General features: G+C 66.4%; 24 protein-coding genes and 2 tRNA genes. 12 read left to right on the forward strand and 14 right to left on the reverse strand.

Annotation, left to right across the window (positions count from 1 at the left end; genetic code table 11):
• The first annotated feature begins 22 nt into the window (after positions 1-22).
• Complete coding sequence (locus ATC04_RS09950; RefSeq protein ID WP_047119057.1) at positions 23-1768, forward strand: VanW family protein; 1746 nt, start codon at positions 23-25, stop codon at positions 1766-1768.
• A gap of 73 nt (positions 1769-1841) precedes the next feature.
• On the opposite strand, the gene ATC04_RS09955 is transcribed toward ATC04_RS09950, so the two are convergent.
• On the reverse strand, positions 1842-2252 hold the full coding sequence (locus tag ATC04_RS09955; protein WP_047119056.1) for a DUF1304 family protein: 411 nt from the start codon (positions 2250-2252) through the stop codon (positions 1842-1844).
• 16 nt (positions 2253-2268) lie between these two features.
• On the reverse strand, positions 2269-2886 hold the full coding sequence (locus ATC04_RS09960) for a maleylpyruvate isomerase family mycothiol-dependent enzyme (protein ID WP_052772357.1): 618 nt from the start codon (positions 2884-2886) through the stop codon (positions 2269-2271).
• A gap of 83 nt (positions 2887-2969) precedes the next feature.
• Here ATC04_RS09960 and ATC04_RS09965 point away from each other — a divergent pair, with 83 nt between their 5' ends.
• Positions 2970-3425 (forward strand): MarR family winged helix-turn-helix transcriptional regulator, encoded by a 456-nt coding sequence (locus tag ATC04_RS09965; protein ID WP_047119054.1) that lies wholly within the window; start codon positions 2970-2972, stop codon positions 3423-3425.
• A 70-nt stretch (positions 3426-3495) separates the two neighbouring features.
• Here the strand turns inward: ATC04_RS09965 and ATC04_RS09970 are convergent, their stop codons facing one another.
• Entirely contained in the window at positions 3496-4251 is a 756-nt protein-coding gene (locus ATC04_RS09970) for an SDR family oxidoreductase (RefSeq protein WP_047119053.1), read from the reverse strand.
• 38 nt (positions 4252-4289) lie between these two features.
• A complete protein-coding gene (locus tag ATC04_RS09975) occupies positions 4290-5012 on the reverse strand; it encodes a beta-ketoacyl-ACP reductase (RefSeq protein ID WP_047119052.1) in 723 nt (240 codons plus the stop codon).
• Between the two features lie 216 nt (positions 5013-5228).
• On the opposite strand from ATC04_RS09975, the gene ATC04_RS09980 reads away from it, so the two are divergent.
• From ATC04_RS09980 to ATC04_RS09990, 3 genes are read left to right on the forward strand one after another with little or no spacing between them, the layout of a single operon-like run.
• Positions 5229-5654, forward strand: a complete 426-nt coding sequence (locus ATC04_RS09980; RefSeq protein ID WP_047119051.1) for a DUF3099 domain-containing protein — start codon at positions 5229-5231, stop codon at positions 5652-5654.
• On the forward strand, positions 5654-5899 hold the full coding sequence (locus tag ATC04_RS09985; RefSeq protein WP_047119050.1) for a hypothetical protein: 246 nt from the start codon (positions 5654-5656) through the stop codon (positions 5897-5899). The genes ATC04_RS09980 and ATC04_RS09985 overlap by 1 nt, the downstream gene beginning before the upstream one ends.
• Positions 5900-6799 (forward strand): SURF1 family protein, encoded by a 900-nt coding sequence (locus ATC04_RS09990; protein WP_047119049.1) that lies wholly within the window; start codon positions 5900-5902, stop codon positions 6797-6799.
• Positions 6800-6861: 62 nt separating this feature from the next.
• On the opposite strand, the gene ATC04_RS09995 is transcribed toward ATC04_RS09990, so the two are convergent.
• Together ATC04_RS09995 and abc-f are read right to left on the reverse strand one after the other, a co-directional pair.
• Complete coding sequence (locus ATC04_RS09995; RefSeq protein ID WP_047119048.1) at positions 6862-7293, reverse strand: hypothetical protein; 432 nt, start codon at positions 7291-7293, stop codon at positions 6862-6864.
• A gap of 12 nt (positions 7294-7305) precedes the next feature.
• Positions 7306-8907, reverse strand: a complete 1602-nt coding sequence (gene abc-f, locus ATC04_RS10000; RefSeq protein WP_047119047.1) for a ribosomal protection-like ABC-F family protein — start codon at positions 8905-8907, stop codon at positions 7306-7308.
• 179 nt (positions 8908-9086) lie between these two features.
• On the opposite strand from abc-f, the gene ATC04_RS19320 reads away from it, so the two are divergent.
• Positions 9087-9254 carry a hypothetical protein gene (locus ATC04_RS19320; RefSeq protein ID WP_157359283.1) on the forward strand — a complete coding sequence of 56 codons (168 nt, stop codon included), beginning with the start codon at positions 9087-9089 and terminating at the stop codon, positions 9252-9254.
• Here ATC04_RS19320 and ATC04_RS10005 read toward each other — a convergent pair.
• From ATC04_RS10005 to ATC04_RS10015, 3 genes are all read right to left on the reverse strand, one after another.
• Positions 9230-10324, reverse strand: coding sequence for a RelA/SpoT domain-containing protein (locus ATC04_RS10005; RefSeq protein WP_047119046.1), 1095 nt, complete (start codon positions 10322-10324; stop codon positions 9230-9232). The two genes, ATC04_RS19320 and ATC04_RS10005, sit on opposite strands and share 25 nt — an antisense overlap.
• Before the next feature lie 129 nt (positions 10325-10453).
• Entirely contained in the window at positions 10454-11224 is a 771-nt protein-coding gene (locus ATC04_RS10010; RefSeq protein WP_047119045.1) for a DUF2637 domain-containing protein, read from the reverse strand.
• Between the two features lie 150 nt (positions 11225-11374).
• Positions 11375-12475 carry a VanZ family protein gene (locus ATC04_RS10015; RefSeq protein WP_052772356.1) on the reverse strand — a complete coding sequence of 367 codons (1101 nt, stop codon included), beginning with the start codon at positions 12473-12475 and terminating at the stop codon, positions 11375-11377.
• Positions 12476-12689: 214 nt separating this feature from the next.
• Here ATC04_RS10015 and ATC04_RS10020 point away from each other — a divergent pair, with 214 nt between their 5' ends.
• Both ATC04_RS10020 and ATC04_RS10025 read left to right on the forward strand, forming a co-directional pair.
• Entirely contained in the window at positions 12690-14156 is a 1467-nt protein-coding gene (locus ATC04_RS10020; RefSeq protein ID WP_152666840.1) for a DUF2079 domain-containing protein, read from the forward strand.
• 129 nt (positions 14157-14285) lie between these two features.
• Positions 14286-15740 carry an HNH endonuclease signature motif containing protein gene (locus ATC04_RS10025; RefSeq protein ID WP_060617014.1) on the forward strand — a complete coding sequence of 485 codons (1455 nt, stop codon included), beginning with the start codon at positions 14286-14288 and terminating at the stop codon, positions 15738-15740.
• 90 nt (positions 15741-15830) lie between these two features.
• Here ATC04_RS10025 and ATC04_RS10030 read toward each other — a convergent pair whose 3' ends face one another.
• From ATC04_RS10030 to orn, 5 genes are all read right to left on the reverse strand, one after another.
• Positions 15831-17150 carry a glycosyltransferase 87 family protein gene (locus ATC04_RS10030; protein WP_047119023.1) on the reverse strand — a complete coding sequence of 440 codons (1320 nt, stop codon included), beginning with the start codon at positions 17148-17150 and terminating at the stop codon, positions 15831-15833.
• On the reverse strand, positions 17137-18774 hold the full coding sequence (gene mptB / locus ATC04_RS10035) for a polyprenol phosphomannose-dependent alpha 1,6 mannosyltransferase MptB (protein ID WP_146956149.1): 1638 nt from the start codon (positions 18772-18774) through the stop codon (positions 17137-17139). Before mptB (ATC04_RS10035) ends, ATC04_RS10030 begins: the two co-directional genes overlap by 14 nt.
• Positions 18720-20357 (reverse strand): polyprenol phosphomannose-dependent alpha 1,6 mannosyltransferase MptB, encoded by a 1638-nt coding sequence (gene mptB / locus ATC04_RS10040; protein WP_231735957.1) that lies wholly within the window; start codon positions 20355-20357, stop codon positions 18720-18722. Before mptB (ATC04_RS10040) ends, mptB (ATC04_RS10035) begins: the two co-directional genes overlap by 55 nt.
• A 227-nt stretch (positions 20358-20584) precedes the next feature.
• A tRNA-His gene (locus ATC04_RS10045) sits at positions 20585-20660 on the reverse strand.
• Between the two features lie 160 nt (positions 20661-20820).
• Positions 20821-21432 carry an oligoribonuclease gene (orn, locus tag ATC04_RS10050; RefSeq protein WP_082123890.1) on the reverse strand — a complete coding sequence of 204 codons (612 nt, stop codon included), beginning with the start codon at positions 21430-21432 and terminating at the stop codon, positions 20821-20823.
• A gap of 151 nt (positions 21433-21583) precedes the next feature.
• On the opposite strand from orn, the gene ATC04_RS10055 reads away from it, so the two are divergent.
• The 4 genes from ATC04_RS10055 to ATC04_RS10070 all read left to right on the forward strand — a co-directional run bounded on the left by ATC04_RS10055 (position 21584) and on the right by ATC04_RS10070 (position 23719).
• Positions 21584-21659, forward strand: a tRNA-His gene (locus ATC04_RS10055).
• A 313-nt stretch (positions 21660-21972) separates the two neighbouring features.
• Positions 21973-22395, forward strand: coding sequence for a hypothetical protein (locus tag ATC04_RS10060; protein ID WP_047119021.1), 423 nt, complete (start codon positions 21973-21975; stop codon positions 22393-22395).
• Positions 22395-22625, forward strand: coding sequence for a helix-turn-helix transcriptional regulator (locus ATC04_RS10065; RefSeq protein WP_047119020.1), 231 nt, complete (start codon positions 22395-22397; stop codon positions 22623-22625). Before ATC04_RS10060 ends, ATC04_RS10065 begins: the two co-directional genes overlap by 1 nt.
• 107 nt (positions 22626-22732) lie before the next feature.
• Complete coding sequence (locus ATC04_RS10070) at positions 22733-23719, forward strand: NAD(P)-dependent alcohol dehydrogenase (RefSeq protein WP_047119019.1); 987 nt, start codon at positions 22733-22735, stop codon at positions 23717-23719.

Raw genomic sequence — 23719 nt, forward strand, 5'->3', positions numbered from 1 at the left:
TTTCGAAAGAGCCAATAGACCAGTGCAGACCCCAACACCGGAGAATTCATCCAACGTCTTCCAGCCCGCCACGCCTGCCGGAAACCCCAAGGACGGCAAGCGGAAGAGCACGGCCAAACCGTGGATCATTGCCGGTTCGTGTGTTGTCGCGGCGACCGCCGCCTACTTCGGCGCGGCGGCCTTCATCAGTTCCCAGGTTCCGGCGAACGCCACGATCGCCGGCGTCAACATCGGTTCGCTGAACCAGGACGAAGCGCGTACCGCCCTGGAGACCCAGGTGGTGCCGCTGGCGCAGGAGCCGATCGAGACCACCGTCAACGGCAGGGGCTATGAACTCGACCCCGCCAAGGCCGGATTGAGCCTGGATGTCGAGCAGACCATTGCGGACCTGACCGATTTCGAAGCCAACCCCGTGAAGCTCTATGAACGGCTGACCGGAGACTTCTCCGCCGAGGCGGTCATCGACGTGGACCAGGACAAGCTGACGGCCCAGCTTGGGAAGCTGGCGGCCAAGGCCGACGCCAAGGTCACCGAGGGCACCATCACCTTCAAGGACGCCCAGGCAACACTGTCCAAGCCCGTGGACGGGGTCGCCCTGGACGTCGAGAAGTCCGCCGAGAAGATCGCCACCGACTGGGAAATCGCCGGTCCGGCCATGGAGCTGCCGGCCGAGGTCACCAGCCCGGAGGTCTCCGCGCAGAAGCTGCAAGCCTTCTACGACACGCAGGTCGCCTCCCTGCTGAAGAAGGACGTCACCCTGGTTTCCGGGGACAAGAGCACCGCCATCTCCCCGGCCTCCATGGCCGCCGCCGCGAGCTACTCGGCCAAGGACGGCGAGCCGCAGCTGGCGCTGGACGACGAGAAGCTCTACCTCGCGGCCACCAAGAACTCGGATCTCTCCAGCACCGCCAAGGATGCGAAGATCGTGCTCAAGGGCGGCAAGCCGACCATCGTGAAGTCCGTGAAGGGCATCTCGCTGGAAACCAAGGACCTGGGCGCAAAGGTGCTGGCCGCGAGCCAGACCGAAACGCGAAAGGCCGAGGTCGCGATGGCCGAAAGCGATGCGGACTTCACCACCGCCGACGCCGAAAAGCTGGGCATCAAGGAGGAGATCGTCGAGTTCTCCACCCCCTATCCCGCCTCGGACACCGTGCGCACCAAGAACCTGAAGGCGGGTTCTGCGCGCATCACCGGAACCATCGTGAAGCCGGGCGAACGCTTCTCGCTGCTGCAGGCGCTGGGCCCGATCACCACCGCCAACGGCTACTACAGCTCCGGCGTGGTGGAGAACGGCTTCAGTTCCGAAGCGGTGGGCGGCGGCCTGTCGCAGATCTCCACCCAGATGTACAACGTCGGCTTCCTGGCCGGCTACGACGACATCACCCACAAGCCGCACTCGCGCTGGTTCGACCGCTACCCGGCCGGCCGCGAAGCCACCCTGTGGGAGGGACAGGTCGACATGATCTGGGAAAACAACACTCCCTACGGCGTGATGATCGAAGCCTGGGTTTCCGGGGACGCGGTGCACACCCGCCTGTGGTCCACCAAGTACTGGAAGGTCACCCAGGACAGCTCCGGCAAGTACAACCAGACCGACCCGAAGACCGTGCACAACAAGGCCGAGAAGTGCATCCCCGAATCGGGCGGACGCAAGGGTTTCAGCATCGACATCACCCGCTACCGGGAAACCGTCGACGGTTCCAAGAAGCTGCCGGCGGAGACCAAGTCCTGGACCTACAGCCCATGGAACAAGATCGTCTGCGACTAGGCACCATCGTGCAGGGGCCGCGACTTCCGCCACATCGGCGGGAATCGCGGCCCCTGCTGCGCGTCGAGCGTTCTCAGGCGAACAGCGGCGACACGACCACTACCAGCGGCAGCACGCTGGATGAAACGGTGCCATTGAGGCTGCCGCCGCGCGGCTTCCAGTAGCCCATCGCGTCCGCGGCGGCCATGGCCAGGCTGGCCAACAGCATGTACCAGCAGAAGCACAGCACCCCCACGGTGCCCACCAGCGGGTCGCCCCAGCGGATCATCGCCAGGTCCGCGATCGCTCCCAGGGCCGAGAGCAAGTTGCGCGCCCCGATGCAGAAGGACCACAGCTTCACCGAATCGGCATGTTCCGGATCGACGCTCAGGAACTTGGCCACCTTGGGCCGCCCGTAGAAGAACATTTCCAGCGGCGCGACCACGATCAGGATCAGCGCGCTGACGAGGGCCGCAAGCTGCCCCGCAACATTTAGTGTTTCCATGGCCGTCTCCCTGGCCTCATGACTCCAATCGCAAGCGCTCCGCGCCCGGGCCATCCAACCGGCCCTGCCAGGCATTCCTGCCCGTCAGGAGCAGCAGCAGGGCCTCCATCGGCCCCTCAACCAAGGCTCCCTCCCCCGCCGACCACGAGGCGTCGCTCGCCTGCAGCCGATATCCGGCCAGCTTGCGACGCGCGTAGAAGGGGAATGGCAGCCTCCACAGCAATTCGGCGCCTGCCTGCGCGCCCGCCACCGGCATGGGCGGGTAGTCCGCGTCCAGCGCGATGGAAATATCCCTAGCATGGACCATGATGTCCATCAGCGGGGTGGCGCCAACCGCCCCGGGAGCACGGCGCTGCGACGTGGCGAATCGCCGGTAGTCCGCCGCGATCTGCTCCACCGGCGCGTCGCCGCGGCGCCTACCGTCGAAAAAGACCATGCTGTTGAAATCGCCGCGGGTCCGGATCATCTCTCGCAGGACCGTGCCGAGGCCGGTGGTGGCCGGCGCGATCGCATGGGCCGCCACGTCGCGCACCCGCCATCCGGGGCACAGCGAATCGGCGTTCCATTGCTCCTCGTCCAAGCCTTCGAGCAGCCCAGCCAGCAGCAGGCGTTGCTCGGCGACCAGCTCCCACATCCGATTCCGTTGCATCGCAGCACCCGTTTCACTAGCTTTAAGGTCAGCTTTACTGACTAATATTAGTTCGTTACACTGACCATATGCAAGGGGAAAAATCCACGGATCCGGGGCCATTCAACGTCGGACTGCTGCTGTTCATTCCCTACCGGGAACTGGAGGAAAGGGTGTTCGCTGCGGTGCAGGACGCCGGCTACACCGACATCACCCTGCCCCAGGCACGGCTGTTCCAGCGGATCTCCGCCGATGGCTCGCGCATCACCGAGCTGGCCAACCGCGTCTACATCACCAAGCAGACCGCCAGCGTGCTGGTCAGCTCCATGGAACGCAACGGCTATGTGCGGCGTGTGCCCGATCCCGTGGACGCGCGGGCCAGCCTGGTCATTTCCGACGAGCGCGGCCTGGCGGCCGGCAAGGTGGCGGCCGCGGAAATCCAGCGGATCGACCGCAAATGGCGCCAGGCTCTGGGTTCGGCCCGTTACGACCGTCTGCGGCGCGACTTGCAGGTTCTCGCACGGCTGACCAACAGGCCGCAGTAGAGCCGCATTAAATGGCCACGGGGCGTCCGGCCGTGACGGTCGGACGCCCCGTGGCCAAGGGCATCTCGGGCTACTTGCCGGACTGCTTCAGGAAGTCCTCGGCGCCGCCGACCAGCTCGGTGTGGCCGGTTTCAACGTCGGCGAAGACCATCTTGGCGACCTCTGCGCCGAACTCCTCCACGGAGTACAACTTGCCGGCCTGCTCGCGGCGGGCCTCGATGGCTCCCGGCTCCATGCGGTTGAGCAGGGTCGCGGTAATGGTGCCCTCGATCATGTCGCCGGAGACGACCACGAAGGTGATGCCCTTTTGGGACAGCAGCGGGATCAGCTCGCGCAGCGCGTCCTCGCCGGCGCGCTTGGACTTGGCCACGGCGTCGTAGGCGTCCATGGTGGAGACCTCGTTGATGAAGTGCGCCTGGTGGCTGGTCACGAAGACCACGCGGCCGCCCTCGCTGAGCTTGGGCAGCGCGGCCTGCAGCATTTCGACCTGCGCGTCTCGGTTCAGGCGCAGCGCGTAGTTCTCGCCCATCGAAGTCTCCATGCCGCCGGAGGCGTTGAGCACCAAGACATCCAGCGAGCCGAAGTTCTCCACCGCCGCGTCAACCAGCGCCTGCCGGCCCTCGACGGTGGTCAAATCAGCACCGACGGCGACGGCCTGGCCGCCCTTCTCCTCAATGGCGGCGACGATCTTGTTCGCGCGCGGAGCCTTGGCGCGGTAGTTGACCACCACGCCGACACCCTGCTCGGCCAGCAGCTGCGCGGTGACAGCGCCGATGCCGCGGGAAGAACCGGTGACGATTGCACCCTTGTATTCGCTCAACTTCACATACTCCTTAAAATGGGGAAAAATTCGGGGGCTACGGGCTAGTGGCCCATGCCCAGGCCGCCGTCAACCGGAATGACCGCGCCGGAAATGTAGCCGGCCTCGTCGCTGGCGATCCAGCGCACGACGTTGGCAACTTCCTCCGGCTCCGCGAAGCGGTTGGCCGGGATGCTGGCCAGGTAGCCCTTCTGGGTCTCCTCCGGCAGCACCGAGGTCATCTCGGTGTTGATGAAGCCCGGGGCGACCACGTTGGCGGTGATGCCGCGCGAACCGAGCTCGCGGGTCAGCGAGCGGGCGATGCCCACCAGACCGGACTTGGAGGCCGCGTAGTTGATCTGGCCCGGGGAGCCGTACAGGCCCACCACGGAGGAGATCAGCACGACGCGGCCGCGCTTGAGCCGGATCATGCCCTTGGCGGCGCGCTTGACCACGCGGAAGGCGCCGGTCAGGTTGGTGTCGATCACCGAGGTGAAGTCGTCTTCGCTCATGCGCAGCAGCAGGGTGTCCTTGGTGACGCCCGCGTTGGCGACGAGAACCTCAACTGGGCCGTGGGCCGCTTCAACTTCCTTGAACGCGGCGTCGATGGACTCGGCGTCGGTCACATCGGCCTTCACACCCAGCAGCCCGGCAGGGACCTCGCCGCTGCGGTAGGTGATGGCGACCTTGTCGCCGTTGGCTTCGAAGGCGCGGGCGATGGCCAAGCCGATTCCACGGTTTCCGCCGGTCACCAGGACGCTGCGGCCAGTTTCTGGTTCAGTAGTCAATGTATATCTCCGTTCACGCACGCCGAAATGCCGTTCCGGCTGCCGCCGGACGGACCCGTGGTGTGCGCTGTGCCTAGGTAAGTAGCTGCTTCTGAATTCAATCCTATTAGTTACCAGCTGGTTTTACCGCTTCGACGTACGGTAGAAATTCGATTCTCGCAGCCGTGAGTGAGACAATGGAACGACCCCAGCCCCGATGAAGTGAAGTTCCACTCAATGTCGCACCAGCACGCGCACCACGGCTCGGACGAGCCCCACGTGCATCGCATTACCGAAGCCCGCGAGTCCCACACCGTCGAGCAGGATACCCGTGTGCGCAAATACACGATCACGATGACGGTGCGCGTGGTCTGCTTCGTCCTAGCGTTCTTCACCACGGATTGGCTGCGCTGGTTCTTCCTGATCGGCGCGATCTTCCTGCCCTACGTGGCAGTGGTGATCGCCAACGGCGGCGCGGATATCACCCGCCGCCAGCCGCCGGCAGAGTTCTACGAGCCCACCGGTCCCGAGGCCCTGGAGGGCGGGCACGCAAACGTCGCCCCGGCTCCGGAAGGCGCCGAGATCATCGACGGCACGCTGGTCGAGGATGAGCAGCCGCCACGGGATCCGGGGGACGATACCGCGAACGGCAAGGAGAACTGATGGACCTGCTCGGATCGCTGTCGGGCCAGCAGGCCCAAGCCCCGGTGAAGTGCTCCCGCAAGGGCTGCCGCCAGGACGCCGAGTACCGCCTGCTGTGGAACAACCCGAAGATCCATACCCCCGAACGCCGCAAGACCTGGCTCGCCTGCGCGGAGCACCGCCAGTGGCTGGAGTCCTACCTCAAGGACCGGCTGCTGTACAAGGAAACCTTGCCGCTGCACGACGCCGAAGGAGCACAGCACTAGATGTATCGTTTTCTGGCCAGCTCACGCTGGATCGGCTGGCTGCTGCTGGTCGCCGTCTTCGCCGTGGCCTGCGTGTCCCTGGGCAACTGGCAGGCCGACCGGCGCCAGGAGGTGCTCACCGGCATCGAGCGGGTGAACAAGAACTACTTCGCCGAACCGCTGACCGGCAAGGCCGCCCTGGACTACTTCGAGGCGCTGCCCGAGGACAAGATCTGGAGCACCGTCGAGCTGACCGGCAGCTACTTGGCCGAGGACACCCGGATCGTGCGCAACCGCATCAAGGCCGGCGCCCCGGGCTACGAGGTGCTGGTGCCCTTCAAGACCACCGCCGGCGAGGTCGTGGTGATCGACCGCGGCTTCCTGCCCATCGGCAACCAGGAAAACGGCCACCCGGACGCAATCCCGGCCCCGCCGGCCGGCGAAGTCACCGTGAAGGCGCGGCTGAAGCCCGGCGAGATCCGGCTCGACCGCGGCGCCCCGGAGGGCCAGCTGGCCACCATCCAGCTGGAGGACTACTCGGCGGCCCTGGGCTACCCGCTGGCGCAGGGCTCCTACGGCATCATGTACGAGGAAAGCCCGGCCCCGGCCAGCGCCCCGCAGCAGCTGGACCCGCCGGACATGGACGAGGGCCCGCACCTGTCCTACGAGATCCAGTGGTACATCTTCGGTGTGCTGGCGTTCGTCGGCTTCTGGTACGCGGCGCGCACCCAGAAGAAGATCAACGCGGAGGAAGCCGCCGAGCTGGCCGAGGCCCGGGCGCTGGGCTACGACGAGCCGGTGCATACGGTGCGCAAGGTCCGGGCCAAAGGCCCCAAGGTCCATCGCCGCGACGGCTCGCTGACCGACGAGGCCATCGAGGACGCGCTGCTCGACCAGCAGGACGCCACCGACGCACGCTGAACGCGCGAAACCGGCGGGAAGAGGCTTCTTCCCGCCGGTTTCGGCGTTAACAAGGTATCGGCCTACGGTTTCCAGCGCAGCCCGTCCTGGCTGCAGGCGGGGGTCCCGGACAGCGCCGCATCCCGGCAGGCCCCGTCCACCAGCGCGCGCTCCCCCAGCGGCTGGCCCAGGTCCAGGATATAGGGCACGGTGTCGTTCATCGGGCAGTCGTAGGCGCCCTCGGGCAGCGGCTGGACGTAGACGGTGACCACCACCTGCTCGGTGCCGAATTCGGTGTCTGTGGACGCCACGTCGCCGGTTTCGCCTCCGGCGCAGGCCGCGCGCACGACACCCAGCTCCAAGGTGGTGTCCTGCGGCGTCGGGGACTTTCCCCCCAGCAGCGACCAGTTCGCGTTGGGTTCCTCGGCCGGAACCTCCGCCGCGGAGCACCCGGAAGACAACAGCGCCGCCAGGAGGATCCCGGCGGCGCCGCTTGCGCTGCGAGAGGCCGTCATGCGGCCATGCTACTAGGTCAGGGTGACCAGTTCCAGATAGTCCTCGCTGAACAGGTCCTCGTCGCCGTCCGGCAGGATGACCACGCGCTCGGGCTTCAGCGCCATCACGGCGCCCTCGTCGTGGCTGACCATGACCACGGCGCCCGGGAAGGTGGACAGCGCGCCGAGCACCTCGGCGCGGGAGGCCGGGTCGAGGTTGTTGGTCGGCTCGTCGAGCAGCAGCACGTTCGCGCTGGAGGCCACGATGGTGGCCAGGGCCAGGCGGGTCTTCTCGCCGCCGGAGAGCACCCCGGCAGGCTTGGACACGTCGTCGCCCACGAACATGAAGGAGCCCAGGATCGAGCGCACGTCGGCGTCGCCCAGGTGCTCCGGGGCGTTGCGGCGCATGTTCTCCAGCACCGTCGCCTCCGGGTCCAGGGTGTCGTGCTCCTGCGCGAAGTAGCCGATCTTCAGGCCGTGGCCTGGCACGATGCTTCCGGAGTCGGGTTCGGACACGCCGGCCAGCATCCGCAGCAGCGTGGTCTTGCCGGCGCCGTTCAGGCCCAGGATGACGACCTTGGAGCCGCGGTCGATGGCCAGCGAGACGTCGGTGAAGATCTCCAGCGAGCCGTAGGCCTTGGACAGGCCCTCGGCCATGAGCGGGGTCTTGCCGCAGGGGGCCGGATCCGGGAAGCGCAGGGCGGCAACCTTGTCGTGGGCGCGGACCTCTTCCAGGCCGGCGAGCATGCGGTCCACGCGCTTGAGCATGGACTGCGCCGCCGAAGCGCCCGAGGCGCGGGCCTTCATCTTGTTGGCCTGGGCCAGCAGCACCGAGGCCTTCTTCTCGATGTTGCCGCGCTCGCGCTTGCGGGCGCGCTCGTCGGTCTCGCGCTGCACCTGGTAGCGCTTCCAATTCATGTTGTAGACGTCCACGGTGGCTCGGTTGGCATCCAGGTAGAGCACCTTGTTCACGGTCTCGTCCAGCAGCCCGGTGTCGTGGCTGATCATCAGCACGCCGCCGGCGTAGTTCTTGATGAAGTCGCGCAGCCACACGATGGAGTCAACGTCCAGGTGGTTGGTGGGCTCGTCGAGCAGCAGGGTTTCGGCATCCGAGTAGAGGATGCGGGCCAGCTCCACGCGGCGGCGCTGGCCGCCGGAGAGGGTGCGCAGCGGCTGGTTCAGGATGCGCTCGGGCAGATCCAGGTTGGCGCAGATCGCCGCGGCCTCGGATTCCGCGGCGTAGCCGCCGGCGGCGATGAACTCGGCCTCCAAGCGGTCGTAGCGGCGCATCGCCTTGGCGGAGACGGCGGCGTCCTCGCTGGCCATTTCCTCGCGGGTGCGGGCCAGCTTGTTCAGCACGATGTCCAGGCCGCGGGCGCCGAGGATGCGGTCGCGGGCCAGCTGCTCCATGTCGGGGGTCTTCGGGTCCTGCGGCAGGTAGCCGATCGAGCCTTTGTGGGTGACTTCGCCGATGGTGGGCTGCGATTCGCCGGCCAGCACCTTGGTCATCGTGGTCTTTCCGGCGCCGTTGCGGCCCACCAGCCCGATCTTGTCGCCCTTGTCGATGCGGAAGTTCACTTCGTCCATCAGCAGGCGGGCGCCGACGCGTAGCTCGAGGTTGGCTACGGAAATCATAGGGTGGGCCTTTCAGCGGGTCCGGCAAAAACTTTGGCGCCCCGTCAACAGGGCAACTTAACTAGTTTAGCCGTGCAACGGCCCTGGTGGGGCGAACTGTGTTTGATTCGACAGCCGCACCCCGGCGTTTGCCCGCCGCATGGGGTATGATCTGCACCACCTTGAGAGGAAGGCGCACCATGAGCACGAACCTGGCGGCACTGGTGGTCCTGGCGGCCGCGCTGATCGCGCTGGCGGTATTCGCCTGGGTGCCGGCGCTGGCGTTCCTGCCGGTGGGCGGTGTCCTCTACGCCTGGAACCCGGCCGGCCCCGAGCCCGGGCCTCAGCCGTTCAGCGACGAGCGGTAGTCGTTCATCTGGATCAGCCGGCGGCTCAGCGACGCCTCGCGGCGCAGGTCTGATCCGCTGGTCTTCTCGATGTGTGCCTTGCCGAAGCGCCAGAGCAGCACGTCGTCCAGCAGCCGATCCGGACCCGGCGAATAGCGGTGGTCCAGCGCGGCACGCACCTCGCGCACCACCTCCGCATCCAGCAGCCCGACCAACTGCCAGGTCGCGTCGATGCCGTGGGCGCCGAGCAGCTCCGCGGCCCAGGACCAGTCGTCGTCGCGCTTGCGGTCCACGTGCGGCAGCAGGGTCTGCCAGATCTCGCCGATCTTCTCGCCGGTCAGCTTCGCGGCGCCCAGCCCGTTCTTGTCGTGGTAGCCGTTGAGCCGGTGGTAGAGCTCGTCGATGTCGGTGAAGTAGTTCTCCACGGTTTCCAGCATCGCCGCGGTGGCGGTGAAGTGGCGGTCGATCTGCGGGTTCCAGGCCGCCTCGCCGGGGTGCTTGAAGCGGATGTCGTGCTCCATCTCGCTCCAGGCGTGCTGCAGGATGGTGCGGATCTGCACCTCGAAGATGAAGTTGCCGCTGGGCACCACGGTTTTGCCCAGCGCCTCCTGGAAACGGCGGACGGTGGGCTCGTTGCGGGTCTTGAGCAGCAGGTGGCGGGAGGAGTAGCCGTAGGTCCCTGATTCCACCGAGCCGATGTCCTTCTCGCGGTCGCTGCGGCAGTCGAAGGCCTCGCGGTGCGACTTGATCAGGCTGGCGACCTGCTGGATCTCGTGCGGCAGCATCACGATGATGCGGATGCCGACCATGTCGTGCACCTCGCGCAGCGGGTTGGGGAATTCGAGCACCGGGTCGCTGTCGGCGTTCTCCTGCAGCCGGCGCGAGGCCTTGGCCTGGAATGACTCGGTGGACTTCACCCGGCCGGTGATGAACAGCGGCTTCACCTCGCTGCCCGCGAACAATCGGCGGATCTTCGCCTTCATGGCGTTGAGCACCGAGTGCAGCTCGCCGCTGACGGTGCCGTACTGCGCGACCGCGGCGGCGATCTGCGCGGAGAACCCGTCGCCGGTCGTCTCCTGCTGTGGATCCATCACTGATGCCTCCTGGAACACCTGGCGCTGCGGCCTATACGGGGAGAGCCGAAGGGGCGCAGCCCGCGGGCCGCGCCCCTTCGGGAATGACTTGAGGTGGTGATTCCCGCAGGTGGCGGGAATGCCTGGTTACGGACGGGTCAGGCGCTTGGCCATGTCCTCGTACAACGGGGCCTTGGCGTCGCTGTTGGCCGCCGGAGCGGACTTGGCGGTCTGGTTGGCCGGCGCGGCGGGCTTGATCGGGGTGACCTTGGCGTCGTTGCGGGCCGCGGCGATCGCCTCGGCGCGGGCGCGGGCCAGGTCGTCCTGGTGGTCCTGCTCCAGCTGGGCGAAGCGCTCGTCCTCGGCGGTCTTCGCGTCGGTCAGCGCGGCGTTGTAGCCGTCGTCATAGGCCACGCCGTACTTCTCGGCGTTTTCCTTTTCCTCGTCGTACTCCAGCTCGGCGCGCAGCTTCGCGGCCTCGGACTTCTTCTGGTACATGTGCACGGTCAGGTGGGTGATGGCCAGCAGCACGATCGGCGGCATGGCGGCGACCAGCGCGGAGACCAGCGGCGGCACGCCGTTGACGATCGAGTCGACGGTCAGGATCGCGTGGGTGGAGTTCGCGGCGGTCGAGACGATCGCGCCGAAGAACAGCAGGGACCAGGGGTAGATCATGGCGCGGCGGTGGAACCCGTTCAGGGCCACGATGGCCACGGTGGCGGCGACGATCATGCCGTCGATGATGATCGGCCAGATCCAGGCCAGGTTGGACTGGATGCCGGAGCGCTCGGCCAAGTCGGTCAGGGCCGCGAAGGACAGCACGAATGCGCCGATCGCGATCAGGACCGTGGCGCCGACTGCGGTTCCGAGCACTGCCTTATGCGGTTCGTTCGGAACTTCTGGTTTGATGTCTTCCATGCTTCGCTTGGAACCTGTACTTTCGCATTATCGGGGACGTTCAGCTGACGCGAGTCGGGCCGGCCGGCATGGCTTGCACACCGGGCACCGGATCCATTTTAGCGTTTAACCCCGCCGCGTGCGCCGTGTTCGTCCACACACTTTCGCAGATCAGGCCCGGCGATCGGCGAATCCGGTGCCGGTGAGCACCCCGGCCAGCGCCCGCGCGCGCGGGATCAGCAGGAAGCACAGGGCGCTGAGCACGGCATAGAGCATGACCGCGGAGCCCAACCAGGGCAGGTCCGGATTGTCGTTGATGCTGGTGGAGATCTGGAAGAAGAAGGTGATGCCGCCGAAGCCCAGGATCGTGCGCAGCCCTGCCTGCCAGGCCGCGGCGCGCCGACCGTCGCCGCCGGTGATGCGGATCCAGGCGCAGCGCTGGCCCAGCGTCGCGCGCCCCGGGGCCAGGCTCGGCAGCAGGAACACGAACAGCACCACGACCGCCGGCACCCAGATGTTCACCAGGCTCGGGACCGCCCCCGGGCCGCCAAGCTTCTCCACCAGGTTCATCCCGGCGGCGATCACGAAGACCGCGGCGCCGGTGAATGAGGAATCGAAGACGTCGGCCAGCGCGCGCCGTGCCCGGGTGACCGGCCGCGGCGGGGCGTTTTCGGCGCGTGGTTCGCGCGGGGAGGACAGGAAGGCGAAGAGCGGCAGGTAGGCGAGGATCGCGCCGAGCAGCGCGCCGAAGGTGTTCATGATCAGGTCGTCGACGTCCGCCACGCGATAGGCGCAGGTGTACAGGCCCCAGATGCCGGTGTACTGGGTCAGCTCGATGGCCAAGCTGGCGGCTAGCCCCAGCACCATGGCGGTGAACACGTTGCCGCGCAGCCAGCGCACGGCCAGGATGCCCAGCGGCATGAACAAGATGATGTTGAACAATACCTGCCACAGGGTGAAGCTGGTGGCCAGGCCGCGCAGGCCCACCTGGGCGTAGACGTCGGCGAAGTCGTTCAGGAAGTGCCCCGGGGTCAGCTGCGGGACCGCGACGCCGGGCCTGCAGAACGCGTCGCGCGTGGCCGGCAGCGGCAGCATGGTGTAGCTGAACAGACCGAATCCGTAGAGCGCTGCCGCCGCCGTGGTGATGGTGCGGCGCCAGGACAGGCGCCCGTGGCGGCGGTACTGCAGGGCGAGCAGGAAGATGCCGGCGACGCCCAGGAAGAGGACGCTGCCGAGGATGGCAACCGCTCCAGGCCAGATCATGCTGTTCATATCTCCATCTAACCGCACCCCGGGCCTCCTGCCGCACCCCGGGCGCCGCCCCGGCACTGGAAGGTCGCTGGGAATTTCCGCCATGGCTACGGCGGATTGACTGGGGACTCTGCCCGCCCCGGCAGGTGCAACGTGAGCAATCTCCGCCCGCGCCACCGGCTGCGGCGGGCCGGCGATGCGCCCATTGCCGCGACGAGTCGATAAGCTTTAGTCCATGTCTACCCCGTCCCCCGCGCCCATGACCGGCGCCCACAAGCTGCAGCTCGGCCTGGTCATGCTCGCGGCAGGAATCCTGTACGTCGTCCACTCCTTCCTGCGTTTCGCGCGCTTCGAGTCGCGCGGGTACGACCTGGGCATCTTCGACCAGGCGGTGCGCCAGTACGCGATGTTCAAGGCGCCGATCGTGCCGGTCAAGGGGGTCGACTTCAACCTGCTGGGCGACCACTTCCACCCCATCCTCGCGGTGCTCGCGCCCTTCTACTGGATCTGGAACGACCCGCGGATGCTGGGCATCGTGCTGGCGCTGCTGCTGGTTTCCACCGCGATCCCGGTGTACCTGTTCACCCGCCCGCGCTTCGGGCACCTCGGCGCCCTGCTGACCAGCGCCGCGCTGCTGCTGTGGTGGCCGTTCCAGGCCATCGTGAACTGGGACTTCCACGAGATCGCCTTCGGCGTGCCGATCATGGCGTGGATCATCTGGGCCTTCGACAAGGGCCGCTACTGGCTGGTTACGGGGCTCTCCGCCAGCCTGCTGCTGGTGCGCGAGGACATGGGCATCACCATGGTGGCCGTGGGAATCGTGCTGCTCTTCCACCGCCAGTGGCTCAAGGCCGCGCTCACCGCGGCGCTCGGCCTGCTCGGGTACCTGGCGGTCACCGGCTACCTCATCCCGCTGTTCTCCCCCGAGGGCGAATTCTCCTACTGGCAGTACACCGCCCTGGGCGCCACCGCAGGCGCGGCAGTGCTCTTCCTGGTCACCCACCCGCTGCAGTCGATCGCAATCCTGTTCGACCACCAGCTCAAGTGGGCTTTGTGGCTGCTGACCTTCGTGCCGCTGGCGCTGCTGCCCTTCGCCTCGCCGTACGTGATCCTCGGCGCCCCGCTGTTCCTCTCTCGCCTGTTCAACGACCGGCTGAACACCTGGGCCCCGGTTTACCAGTACGACGCGATCATGGCCCCGATCCTGATCATGTCCGCGGTCCATGTGCTGGGCAAGCTCGCCATCCGCTTCGACTGGTCCCGCGCACGCCTCATCGGCCCGGCCTGGCTGCTGTCGATCTCGGTCATCGCCACCCTGTTCTTCCCGATGGTCTTCCCGCTGGGCAAAACCGTCACCGGCCAGGGCTGGCCGCCGGCCGAACTGATCGCCGCCAAGGAAAAGGCCGTCGCGATGATCCCGGACGGCGTGTGCATCGAGGCCGCCGACAGCGTCGTCCCCCACCTCACCACCCGCACCTATGTCGGGCTGCACGGGGATATCGGCGACGACCTCTCCAGCTGGATGATCATCGACTTCAACGTCGAGGAGCTGGGCGGATGGGATCCGCTGACCCCGGACCAGGCGCTGGAACGCGCCACCGACCTGGGATTCAAGCCGGTGGCCCCGGAGGAGCAGGGCATCCTGGTGCTCCACCGAGACATCCCGGTCGACCCGGTCTGCTCCTCCTACCTGCAGCGGTAGATTCCCGGGCCCGGCACCCTCAGGGTGCCGGGCCCGAGTACCTTCCAGCCGCAGGGCCTCGCAACCCGAACTCGAGATTCACAGGCAATATTCGAATCTTTATTCGATCAAACGCCGTACAATTAACACATGTACGAAGCAATGCAGCAACGCCACCGCCCGCCCGTACCACCGGTCCACACCGAATGCACCGCGGTGCTCACCGCCCTGGCCACCGGGCTCGCCCGCACCCTCGAATGCGGCAGCACCGCCGACTGCGCCGCCGCCATCGAAGAACTCACCGCCCTGACCGCCGGCTACGACTACCTCAAAGCGATGCTCGCCCACCAGCTGGAAAAAGAAGTCTTCCGCACCAACGAGAACAACGGCACCCACGCCAACGACCTCACCCGCGGAGCAGCCAGCACCGTCGCCCTGGCCCGCAAACGCGACCCCCGCGGCCACCGCTCCTACCTGGCCAACGCCCGCATCCTCGCCGAAGACACCCCCTTCCTCGCCCAACGCTTCGCCCTCGGGGAACTCACCGAACCCCAGGCCATGGCCATCCTCACCCCCTTGCAGGACGTCAACGCCGCCCGCCGCACCGCCTTCGACACCCACTTCCGCGCCACCCCGGACCTGTTCGACGGCATGGGACCCAAGCAGATCAGCGAAACCGTCACCCAATACACCCTGCAGTTCGAAAGCCACACCAAGTCCTACCGCATCAAGGAAGCGGGCACCGACCGCTACCTGCGCTTCACCAAGGACCGCGACTGCATCCGCGTCAACGGCAAACTCCCCCTCGCCGCCGGCACCGCCCTGCAACAGCACCTGCGCCAAGAATCCCGCCGGCTGCGCCAGCACGGCGACCCGCGCACCGGCACCCAACTGCAGGCGGACCTGTTCACCGCCTACCCCCTCGCCGGGCACCCCGACAAACTCCCCCTGGCCCTCAACATCAAACTGGTCATGACCGACAAGACCCTGTTCCTCGGCGACCGCACCCCCGCCTACCTCGAAGGCTACGGCTACATCCCCGCCCAGCACGCCCGAGAACTCATCGCCGGCGCGGAAATCCGCAACGAGGACTACTTCCACCACTACCCCGACGCGCACGACGACCTGGCCCTGCGCATCGAAACCTTCCCCGACATCCAGCGGCTCTACACCGCCCCCGGCGACAGCGAGCTGATCGCCATGGACTCCACCGCCCGCGCCTTCCCGCCCGGACTCAAGGAATTCATCAAGATCCGCGACAAGCACTGCCGCACCCCCTACTGCGACGGACTGGTCGAAGAAGTCGACCACGTCATCCAGCACCACCTCGGCGGCCCGACCAACGTGCTGAACGCCGACGGACGCTGCGCGTTATGCAACAAGGCCAAGGAATCGCCGAACTGGGTCGAAGTGCCCGTCGGGGAGTTCTCCCACTCGATCCGGATCAACCCCGGCACCGGGGCGTACTACCGGTCGGTCGCCCCGCCGGTGACCGGGTACCGGCACCGGCAGTTCCCGGACCTGCTCACCCAGTCCAAATGGGTGCGCGGGAAACCCTGGACCCGGGAGGAACTCGAAGACCCCCTCGAAGACCCCGACCCGTAGCAGCACGTCCTAAGAATTCTCCGGGCAAAAGGAAACCGCCGATTTTCCCTTAAAGGAAAATCGGCGGCATCCAACGTGCTTGCTCAAGTCTCAGCTATTTTTTGCTGCTCCCAGAACGAAGGCATCCTCGGCATTCTCAATCGGCCCGGCCAGCGGATCGTCGGTTCCGTCAGCGCGCACGACATCGCGTTCAGGATTGCGGATATCTCCGATGATCTTGATGCAGATGTAGATCAGCATTACCATGTGGGCCACGATGCCCAGGCCGTACAGGATCTCGATGGTCCAGCTTCCACCGAAGTATCCTCCGTCGGACACTGCCTTGGCGCTCCACAGCCAGACAACCGCCCAGTGGAAGACCTCCACCAGCTGCCACACCAAGAATTCGCGCCACTTCGGACGGGCAAGTACGTACAGCGGGATCAGCCACATCACGAACTGCGGCGAGTACACCTTGCCCAGCAGCAGGAAGGCTGCGACGATCAGGAACGCGAGCTGGGCCATGCGCGGGCGGCGTTTGGCGGTCAGCCCGAGGTACGCGATGCCCAGGCAGGCCAGGCCGAACAGCCCGTTGGACAGCAGCGACATGGTTGAACCCGACATGCCGGTCCCCGCGAAGGCCAACCACATCGAGGAGTTGCCTGCCGGGCGGTCCCCGGAGAACGTGTAGAAACGGCTCCACTCCTCAAAAGCTGTCAGCATGAACGGCACGTTAACTGCCAGCCAGGCAACGACGCCGGACGCCAGCGACACCCAGAAGTGGCGCATGCGCCCCGAGCGCAGGCACAGCACCAGGATCGCCCCGAAGAGGAAGAACGGGTACAGCTTGGCGGCGGCTCCGAGGCCCAGCAGCACGCCAGCCAGCACGATGTGCTTGCGCGAGAAGGCCAGCAGTCCCAAGGTGGCGAGCATGACGGCCCACAAGTCCCAGTTCAGCTGGCTGGTGAGGATGATTCCCGGAGCCAGCGCGACCATGATGGCGTCGCGGCTGCGATGCCGGGCGGCGTAGGCGATCGCCACGACGATCACTGCCCAGCAGATGAAGGACAGCGCGGAGTTCAGGTCGAAGTACGCCAGCTGGCGCTCCGGGGAGAACCCGATGCCGGGGATCATCATCGCGGTCACGCCGGCGACGATGGCCAGCAGCACCGGGTATTCCAGTGCCTGCTCCGGCGGGAGTCCGGTGAAGTACGGGAACAGCTTGTCTGCCATGCCGCGGGTGCCGAAGAGCTGGGTGAAGTCCGAATAGCACATGTGCAGGTGCTGCTCGGCCGCAGGCCAGGCGTTCACGCGGCACCACTGCTTGGTCAGTACCGCGACGACGGCGCCGACCGCGGTCAGGACCAGCAGCCATAGGATCACCGGACGCGTCGCCTCGCGGGCGTTGAACAGGGTCTTAACCGGTTGCATCACGGTCCTGTTGCCTCGTTTCTTCTGGATTGGGAATACGTAGGAATTTGCGGGTCCGCGGGCTGAGCCGGCGTCCCAGGTGGCCGAACAGCGGCGCGGTCTTCGGGTCGATGAACACCATGTAGGCCACGCAGAGCAGGCCGACCAGGGCGGCGAAGATCCGCATCCACAGCAGGGAGAACCACTGCGCCACCGAGAGCTGGTCGACGACGCCGGCGATCGCCAGCACCAGGCACAGCACGTAGAGCAGGCGCTCCTGGCCGACGCTGAACTTCTTGCCCAGCGCAAAGAACGGGATCAGCCACAGCAGGTACCAGGGCTGGATGATCGGGGCCAGCAGCACGCTGGCCGCCAGCGCGTAGCCCGAGTAGAGCAGCGGATTTCCCGACGGCTTGCGCAGCGCCAGCCACGCGATGACGGCCATGCTGACCACTTTGAAGATCGCGTAGACCACGCCGGCCACGGTGCTGATGCTCCCGCCGAACAACGATCCGATCCAGCCGACCAGCAGGCCGAGCAGGCCCACCGGCGCATACGGGAACGCAGCGTCTCCAGAGCTGGCCATGCCGCTGATCCAGCCGAACCACAGTCCGGTGGCGGCGCCCAGGGCGGCGAGGATCGCGGTGGTGAGCACGGTGATCCACAGCCAGACGCGCACCTTGGAACGCAGCCGGGCCTCGGGCTTGAGCATCGCCAGGCCCAGGAAGGGCAGCGCCAGCAGCATCACCGGCTTGATGGCGATGGACAGCGCCATAGCGATGGTTCCCAGCACGCGGCGCTTGCGGTAAACCAGCAGGAACGCCAGCAGCACGCCGCCGAGCATCAGCCCGTCGTTGTGCACGCCGCCGACCATGTTCATCAGGAACAGCGGGTTCACCACGGAGACCCACAGCGTCCAAGACGGATCGCCGCCGAGCTTGAGCGCCAGCCGCGGAATCGCGTAGATGCACAGCGCGACGCCTGCCACCGCGACCAGCCGCATCATGACCACGCCGTACTCGGGGACTCCCCCGGAGACGAAGTAGGCCAGCCGTGCGTACATCAGGAACAACGGGCCGTAGGGCGAGGAGGATTCGGCCCACAGCGAGTCCGCGCCCTGGGCGAACCAGCCCGGAAGCTGGGAGACCCAGTTCTCGTAGGGCGAGAGCCCGGAATGCATGAGCCGCCCCTGCCCGAGGTACGAGTACACGTCCTGCGAGAGGATCGGGAAGGAGAACAGCATCGGCGCGGACCAGGTCCAGGCCGCCCGGCGCATCAGCCCAAGCGCCTGCGCACCCAGTGACCTGGTCGTCTGGCGCAGTCGCAGCCAGGCGCGGAACATCAGCACGGTGCCGACGGCCAGCAGCAGGGTGCAGATGATGACGCCGACGGTTTCGGCGCGCAGCGGGAGCACCAGCGGGGATCGGGCAAGCACGGATTCCTGGGCGTAGGGCAGCCAGCCCACACCCCAGGAACCGCAGGAGACCATGACCGAGGCCAGCAACCCCTGGAGAATCGGCCCCTTAGAGTCCTGCAGGCCCGGTCGCCGCGGTCCGGCCGCGGACTGTTGGTTTTCGCGGTGGATCGGGACTACGATGGCGCGACCTCGCCCTTCTTGGGGCCGCCCCGGAACACCCTCAGCCATTGCTTGGAGGGCACCAGCCCGGTGAAGAGCGTACGGGTGCGCGGATCAAGGTAGGCCAGGTAGAACATCGCGACCCAGGAGATGCCGGTGGACAGGTGCTTGACCCACGGGTCGAGGTCTCCGAGGAACTGCCAGATGAACAGCTGGTCGGCGGCGCCGAAGGCGATGAAGAATGCGGTGGTGAAGTACACCCAGACGATCTGCCAGTCGTCGCGGATGCCGGTCACGGCGAAGAACGGCAGCAGCCACAGCAGGTACCATGGCTGCACGATCGGCGAGAGCACCACCAGCGCGGTGAAGGCCAGCGCCATGCGCTGCACCAGGTGCGATGGCTTGCCCTTGAAGATCAGCACGAGCACCAGCACCACCGAGAGCAGGCGCCCGCCGACCTTCAGCACCGGGAGGATCCAGTTGGTGGGCAGCGAGAAGGCCTCGAAGATCCCGGAGAGCAGCGCGTTCAGGGCGCCGACGGGGGCGAACAGCACCGACCCGGTGCCGGTGCCCAGCATGACCTTCAGCCAGCCGATGCCGTAGCCGTTGGCCAGCCCGACGGCCAGCATGATCGCGGCGAACAGCGCCAGCGTGTAGCACCAGTACAGGATCTTGCGCGGCCACTTTGCCTCGGTTCCGGCCCACAGCAGGCCGATGAACGGCAGCAGCACCATGGTGATCGGCTTGATGCCGATGGACGCGGTCATCAGCACCACCGCGAGGATGCCGCGGCGGGTGGCGGCGTAGTAGGTTGCCGCCACGGCCAGGCCCACCATCACGGCGTCGTTGTGCGCGGAGGCGACGAAGCTGATCAGGAACAGCGGGTTGGCGACGGTGATCCATGCGGCCTTCGCCCCGGAGACGTGGTGCAGGGCCGCGAGCTTCGGCACGTAGATCAGGCACAGGATCACCCCGGCGAAGGCGATCAGGCGGAAGAGCAGCACCGAGAGGTCGGGGCTGAAGCCGACGGCGCGGAACACCCAGTATTCAAGCAGCAGGAACAGCGGGCCGTACGGGGTTTCGTCCTGCGCCCAGGTGATGTCGGTGCCCAGCTGGAACCAGTTGTTCAGCGAGGAGATGCCGGTGACATACGGGTCCTGCCCGGCGTCGACCAGACGGCCCTGGCCGATGTAGGCGAAGACGTCTCGGGAGAAGATCGGCAGCGCCAGCAGCATCGGCGCCGACCAGATCCAGACGGCTTTCTTGACCGCCTTCAGCGATTCCGGGCCCCAGCCCGCGTGGATCTGGCCCAGCCGCAGCCAGGCACGGAAGAGGATCCAGCAGCCCAGGGTCAGCACCACGGTGGAGGTAATGACGCCGGCGTATTCGGTGCGGATGGCGATCAGCAGCGGATTGCGGTTCATCGGAGAGACGCTGGCCAGCCAGCCGACGCCGAAGGATCCCAGGGCGATCATGACCGAGCCAAGCAGCCCCTGCCACAGCGGGTCGAATCTCGCGCGGCGGGCGGTCGCCGACGGGGCGTCTGCCGCTGGCCGCGCTGCGGATTCCTTCCGCATATCTGGCGCCATCTTTTCCCTTTCGCCGTCCTCGAACCGCTCGGGGCGGCGGTTTGCCGCGTGTACTTTGCGCATGTCAGCAGGCCGAATCGGACCCGCTGCGAACTTCTCCCACGGCCGGGCGTTGGACGCCCAAAATTACCAAAGAATCAAGCGAAACTCTAGCATGCAGGGCTGCGCCAACCCCGGACGACAGCCCGCATGCGAAGCGAATCACACCATTGGATTTCCGGCGCCGCGTGGAACCGGCGGGGAATGAAAATCACCCGGCCGGAAACAGGGTTTCCGACCGGGTGATCGTTTGGGGTGAGTAACGGGGTTTGAACCCGCGACCTTCTGGACCACAACCAGACGCTCTACCGACTGAGCTATACCCACCATGTTCGCTTTCATACCAAGTCAAAACGCTTTTGCGTGGTGATCCCGTATTCGGCAACGAGAAATACTATACACACATTTTCCCGGTGCTGGCCAATTGAGAACGCCCCCGGCGGCTGTGGATTGCATCACCCGCCGCCGGGGCGCCGTCGATTGACTCCTAGGAAGGGTTCGACTTGATCTCGGCGGCGATCCCCGCGGCTACTGCCGAGGTCGGACCCGGCGCTGGAACCATGACCGCGGCGCGGTAATAGCGCAGCTCGTCGATCGAGTCCTTGATATCGCCCAGGGCGCGGTGGTTGCCGTCCTTGGCCGGGGCCGAATAGTAGGCCTTGGGATACCAGCGGCGGCTGAGCTCCTTGATCGTGGACACGTCGACGATGCGGTAGTGAAGGTGCTCGATCACCTCAGGCATATCGCGCACCAGGAAGGTTTTGTCGGTGCCGACAGAGTTGCCTGCCAGCAGGGCGGTCTTCGGCTCCGGGGCGTAGGCGCGGATGTAGTCCATGACAATGGCGGTGGCCTCGGACATGGTCATGCCGCCGTCGAGCTCCTCGAGCAGGCCGCTATTGATGTGCATGTTGCGGACGAAGTCGCCCATCTGCTCCAAGGCCTGGGGCTCGGGCTTAATCACGACGGATACCCCGTCGCCCAGGACATTCAGTTCGGAGTCGGTCACCAGGACGGCGACCTCAATCAATGCGTCGTTTTCCAGGCTGAGCCCGGTCATTTCGCAATCGATCCACACAAGTTTTTCTGCAGAAGTAGGCATGAACTCAAATTTACCCCACCTAAAAATGCCATGTTCGGCACCGTAAAACGTGAATTGGCGTTTCCTCAAAGTTTCGGTGTATAGTAATTCTCGTTGCCAAGGACTTCGGTTGAAACGCAATCGCGTTGTGACTAGGTTCAAAGTGAACATGGTGGGTATAGCTCAGTCGGTAGAGCGTCTGGTTGTGGTCCAGAAGGTCGCGGGTTCAAACCCCGTTACTCACCCCAATATCGAGGTGCGAACCTTCGACTGTTGACGCAGTCGAGGTTCGCACCTCGTTTTCATTCCGGACATTTCACCCATCAATATTCCGCAGCATTCCGTCGGTCCGACTGGTCGCATTTTGCCGAGCACGACAATCATCGAACGACGCTCTTGATTCGCGGGGCCAGCCAGCTCATTGGCGCTTAGCCACCCCAAGCTCGACCCCAGCGGACGGCAACAGTTTTCCGAACTCTGAATCATGTAAAAAATTCTTGACACACGTGCTCCTCGGTCCTACGGTTGTGATGTAAAAAATTATTTACATCTGGAGATGTCATGACATTCACAGAACGGTATACCTGGGCGGGGCTCATCCTTAGCATCGCTACCTTCGCCGCATACTGGATCGTCGTCGTCATCCGCGCGGCCTCGGACGTGCTTCCCTTCGCCGAGGTCGCTTGGCAGGGTCCGACGCTCTGGGCCCTCATTCTCGGCGGCGGACTTTACGCGCTGGCCATGCTCGTATTGTGGATACGTGTTCGCGGCGAGGCGCATACCGACGCCCGCGACCACGAGATCGAACGCTACGCGGCCACCGCAGGCAGCGGCCTCACGGGGGTCGCCGTGCTGGCGACGCTTGTCATGCTGGCCCTGGCCGCGCCGCTTTTCTGGACTGCCACGGTGCTGTTCGCCGGATCCTTCCTCGGCTCCGTCGTGAGCACGGGCGTCACGCTGTCCGCCTACCGCAGGGGGTTCTAGTGGGCGGCCCCAAACCCACCAAGGTCACCAACTGCATCCGCGATCTGCGCACGGAGCTCGGGCTCACCCAGGCCGGCCTGGCAGCCACGCTCGGCGTCTCGCGCCAGACCGTCATCGCCATCGAACAGGGACGCCACTCGCCCTCGCTCGAAATGGCATTCCAAATCGCGCAGTCACTGCGCGTCCCGCTCGACGAGGTCTTCTCCTACCAGGGGGACGACGCGTCCTGACCCGCCGATGCCTAGCGCCGCGCAACGCTAGCTCCCTGGCGTCCCACCGCCCAAGGACTATGCCCGCGCCACGGAGCCTGGGCCTCCCATACCCTTTTGGAGTTCCCATGCGTGCACTACTGCAGCCCGTCTACGGCGAGGCCCACACCCTGACGATGGGCGACGTGCCCGTCCCCGAGCCGGCCAGGGGCCAGGTGCTGGTCCGGGTGGCCGCCGCCTCGGTCAACGCGGCCGACGTTTTCCTCATGCGCGGCGTGCCCCGCATGGTGCGGCCGGGCCACGGGCTGAAGCGCCCGGCCCGGCGCAGGCTCGGCCTTGACCTGGCGGGTGTGGTGGCCTGCGTCGGCCCCGGGGTCATTCGCTGGAAGCCGGGCGACCCGGTGTTCGGGCAGGGCCTCGCCACCCTCGCCGACTGCGCCCTGGCCAGGGAGCACCAGCTCGCACCGCTTCCCGACGGGATATCCCCGGAACATGCCGCGGCCGTTCCAGTTGCGGGTACCACCGCGCTGCGCGCCGTCGACGTCGCGCGGGTGGCCCCGGGCCAGCGGGTTGTGGTGACCGGAGCGGCCGGCGGGGTCGGCCAGTTCACCGCGCAGCTGGCGGCGCTGCGCGGCGCGGAAGTCATCGCGGTGTGCTCCGGGCGAAACATCGAGCGGGTGCGGTCGCTGGGGATCGAGCACGTCCTGGACTACGAAACCACGAGCCCGCTGGACACGCCGATTCCCTACGACGCAGTGATCGACAACGCGGGCGCCGTGCGCATCCGCGACTGGCGCCGCGTCGTGGCGCCCGGCGGGTCCATCCTCCCCAACAGCGGAGTTCCCGGGCCTGACGGCGGCGCCCTGATGCGCGTGTTCACGGCCCAGTGGTACGGGCTCATCGCTTCGCAGCGGGTGCGCGTCTTCACGGGGAAGGTCACCGCGCCGGCGCTCACCGAGCTGGGCGTGCTGCTCGCCGCGCAACGCATCTCTCCGCTGCTGGACACTATCTACCCGCTGGAGCAGGCACCGCAGGCGCTGGCCGCGGCGGGCACCCACCACGCACGGGGCAAGATCGTCATCTCCATCTCGCCGGTGGAAAGGCACGCGTCATGA

The organism is Arthrobacter sp. YC-RL1, assembly GCF_001454985.1.
GTDB lineage: Bacteria > Actinomycetota > Actinomycetes > Actinomycetales > Micrococcaceae > Glutamicibacter > Glutamicibacter soli.

Coding starts and splice junctions, on each gene's coding strand:
- ATC04_RS09955 (WP_047119056.1), bottom strand. CDS start 2,252: ATGGAAACACTAAATGTTGCGGGGCAGCTTGCGGCCCTCGTCAGCGCG.
- ATC04_RS10025 (WP_060617014.1), top strand. CDS start 14,286: ATGTACGAAGCAATGCAGCAACGCCACCGCCCGCCCGTACCACCGGTC.
- ATC04_RS10070 (WP_047119019.1), top strand. CDS start 22,733: ATGCGTGCACTACTGCAGCCCGTCTACGGCGAGGCCCACACCCTGACG.
- ATC04_RS09995 (WP_047119048.1), bottom strand. CDS start 7,293: ATGACGGCCTCTCGCAGCGCAAGCGGCGCCGCCGGGATCCTCCTGGCG.
- ATC04_RS09960 (WP_052772357.1), bottom strand. CDS start 2,886: ATGTGGGAGCTGGTCGCCGAGCAACGCCTGCTGCTGGCTGGGCTGCTC.
- orn (WP_082123890.1), bottom strand. CDS start 21,432: ATGCCTACTTCTGCAGAAAAACTTGTGTGGATCGATTGCGAAATGACC.
- ATC04_RS10060 (WP_047119021.1), top strand. CDS start 21,973: ATGACATTCACAGAACGGTATACCTGGGCGGGGCTCATCCTTAGCATC.
- ATC04_RS10030 (WP_047119023.1), bottom strand. CDS start 17,150: ATGCAACCGGTTAAGACCCTGTTCAACGCCCGCGAGGCGACGCGTCCG.
- ATC04_RS10010 (WP_047119045.1), bottom strand. CDS start 11,224: ATGGAAGACATCAAACCAGAAGTTCCGAACGAACCGCATAAGGCAGTG.
- mptB (WP_146956149.1), bottom strand. CDS start 18,774: ATGGCTGAGGGTGTTCCGGGGCGGCCCCAAGAAGGGCGAGGTCGCGCC.
- ATC04_RS10020 (WP_152666840.1), top strand. CDS start 12,690: ATGTCTACCCCGTCCCCCGCGCCCATGACCGGCGCCCACAAGCTGCAG.
- ATC04_RS09980 (WP_047119051.1), top strand. CDS start 5,229: ATGTCGCACCAGCACGCGCACCACGGCTCGGACGAGCCCCACGTGCAT.
- ATC04_RS09990 (WP_047119049.1), top strand. CDS start 5,900: ATGTATCGTTTTCTGGCCAGCTCACGCTGGATCGGCTGGCTGCTGCTG.
- ATC04_RS09965 (WP_047119054.1), top strand. CDS start 2,970: ATGCAAGGGGAAAAATCCACGGATCCGGGGCCATTCAACGTCGGACTG.
- ATC04_RS10015 (WP_052772356.1), bottom strand. CDS start 12,475: ATGAACAGCATGATCTGGCCTGGAGCGGTTGCCATCCTCGGCAGCGTC.
- mptB (WP_231735957.1), bottom strand. CDS start 20,357: ATGCGCAAAGTACACGCGGCAAACCGCCGCCCCGAGCGGTTCGAGGAC.
- ATC04_RS10005 (WP_047119046.1), bottom strand. CDS start 10,324: ATGGATCCACAGCAGGAGACGACCGGCGACGGGTTCTCCGCGCAGATC.
- ATC04_RS19320 (WP_157359283.1), top strand. CDS start 9,087: ATGAGCACGAACCTGGCGGCACTGGTGGTCCTGGCGGCCGCGCTGATC.
- ATC04_RS09985 (WP_047119050.1), top strand. CDS start 5,654: ATGGACCTGCTCGGATCGCTGTCGGGCCAGCAGGCCCAAGCCCCGGTG.
- abc-f (WP_047119047.1), bottom strand. CDS start 8,907: ATGATTTCCGTAGCCAACCTCGAGCTACGCGTCGGCGCCCGCCTGCTG.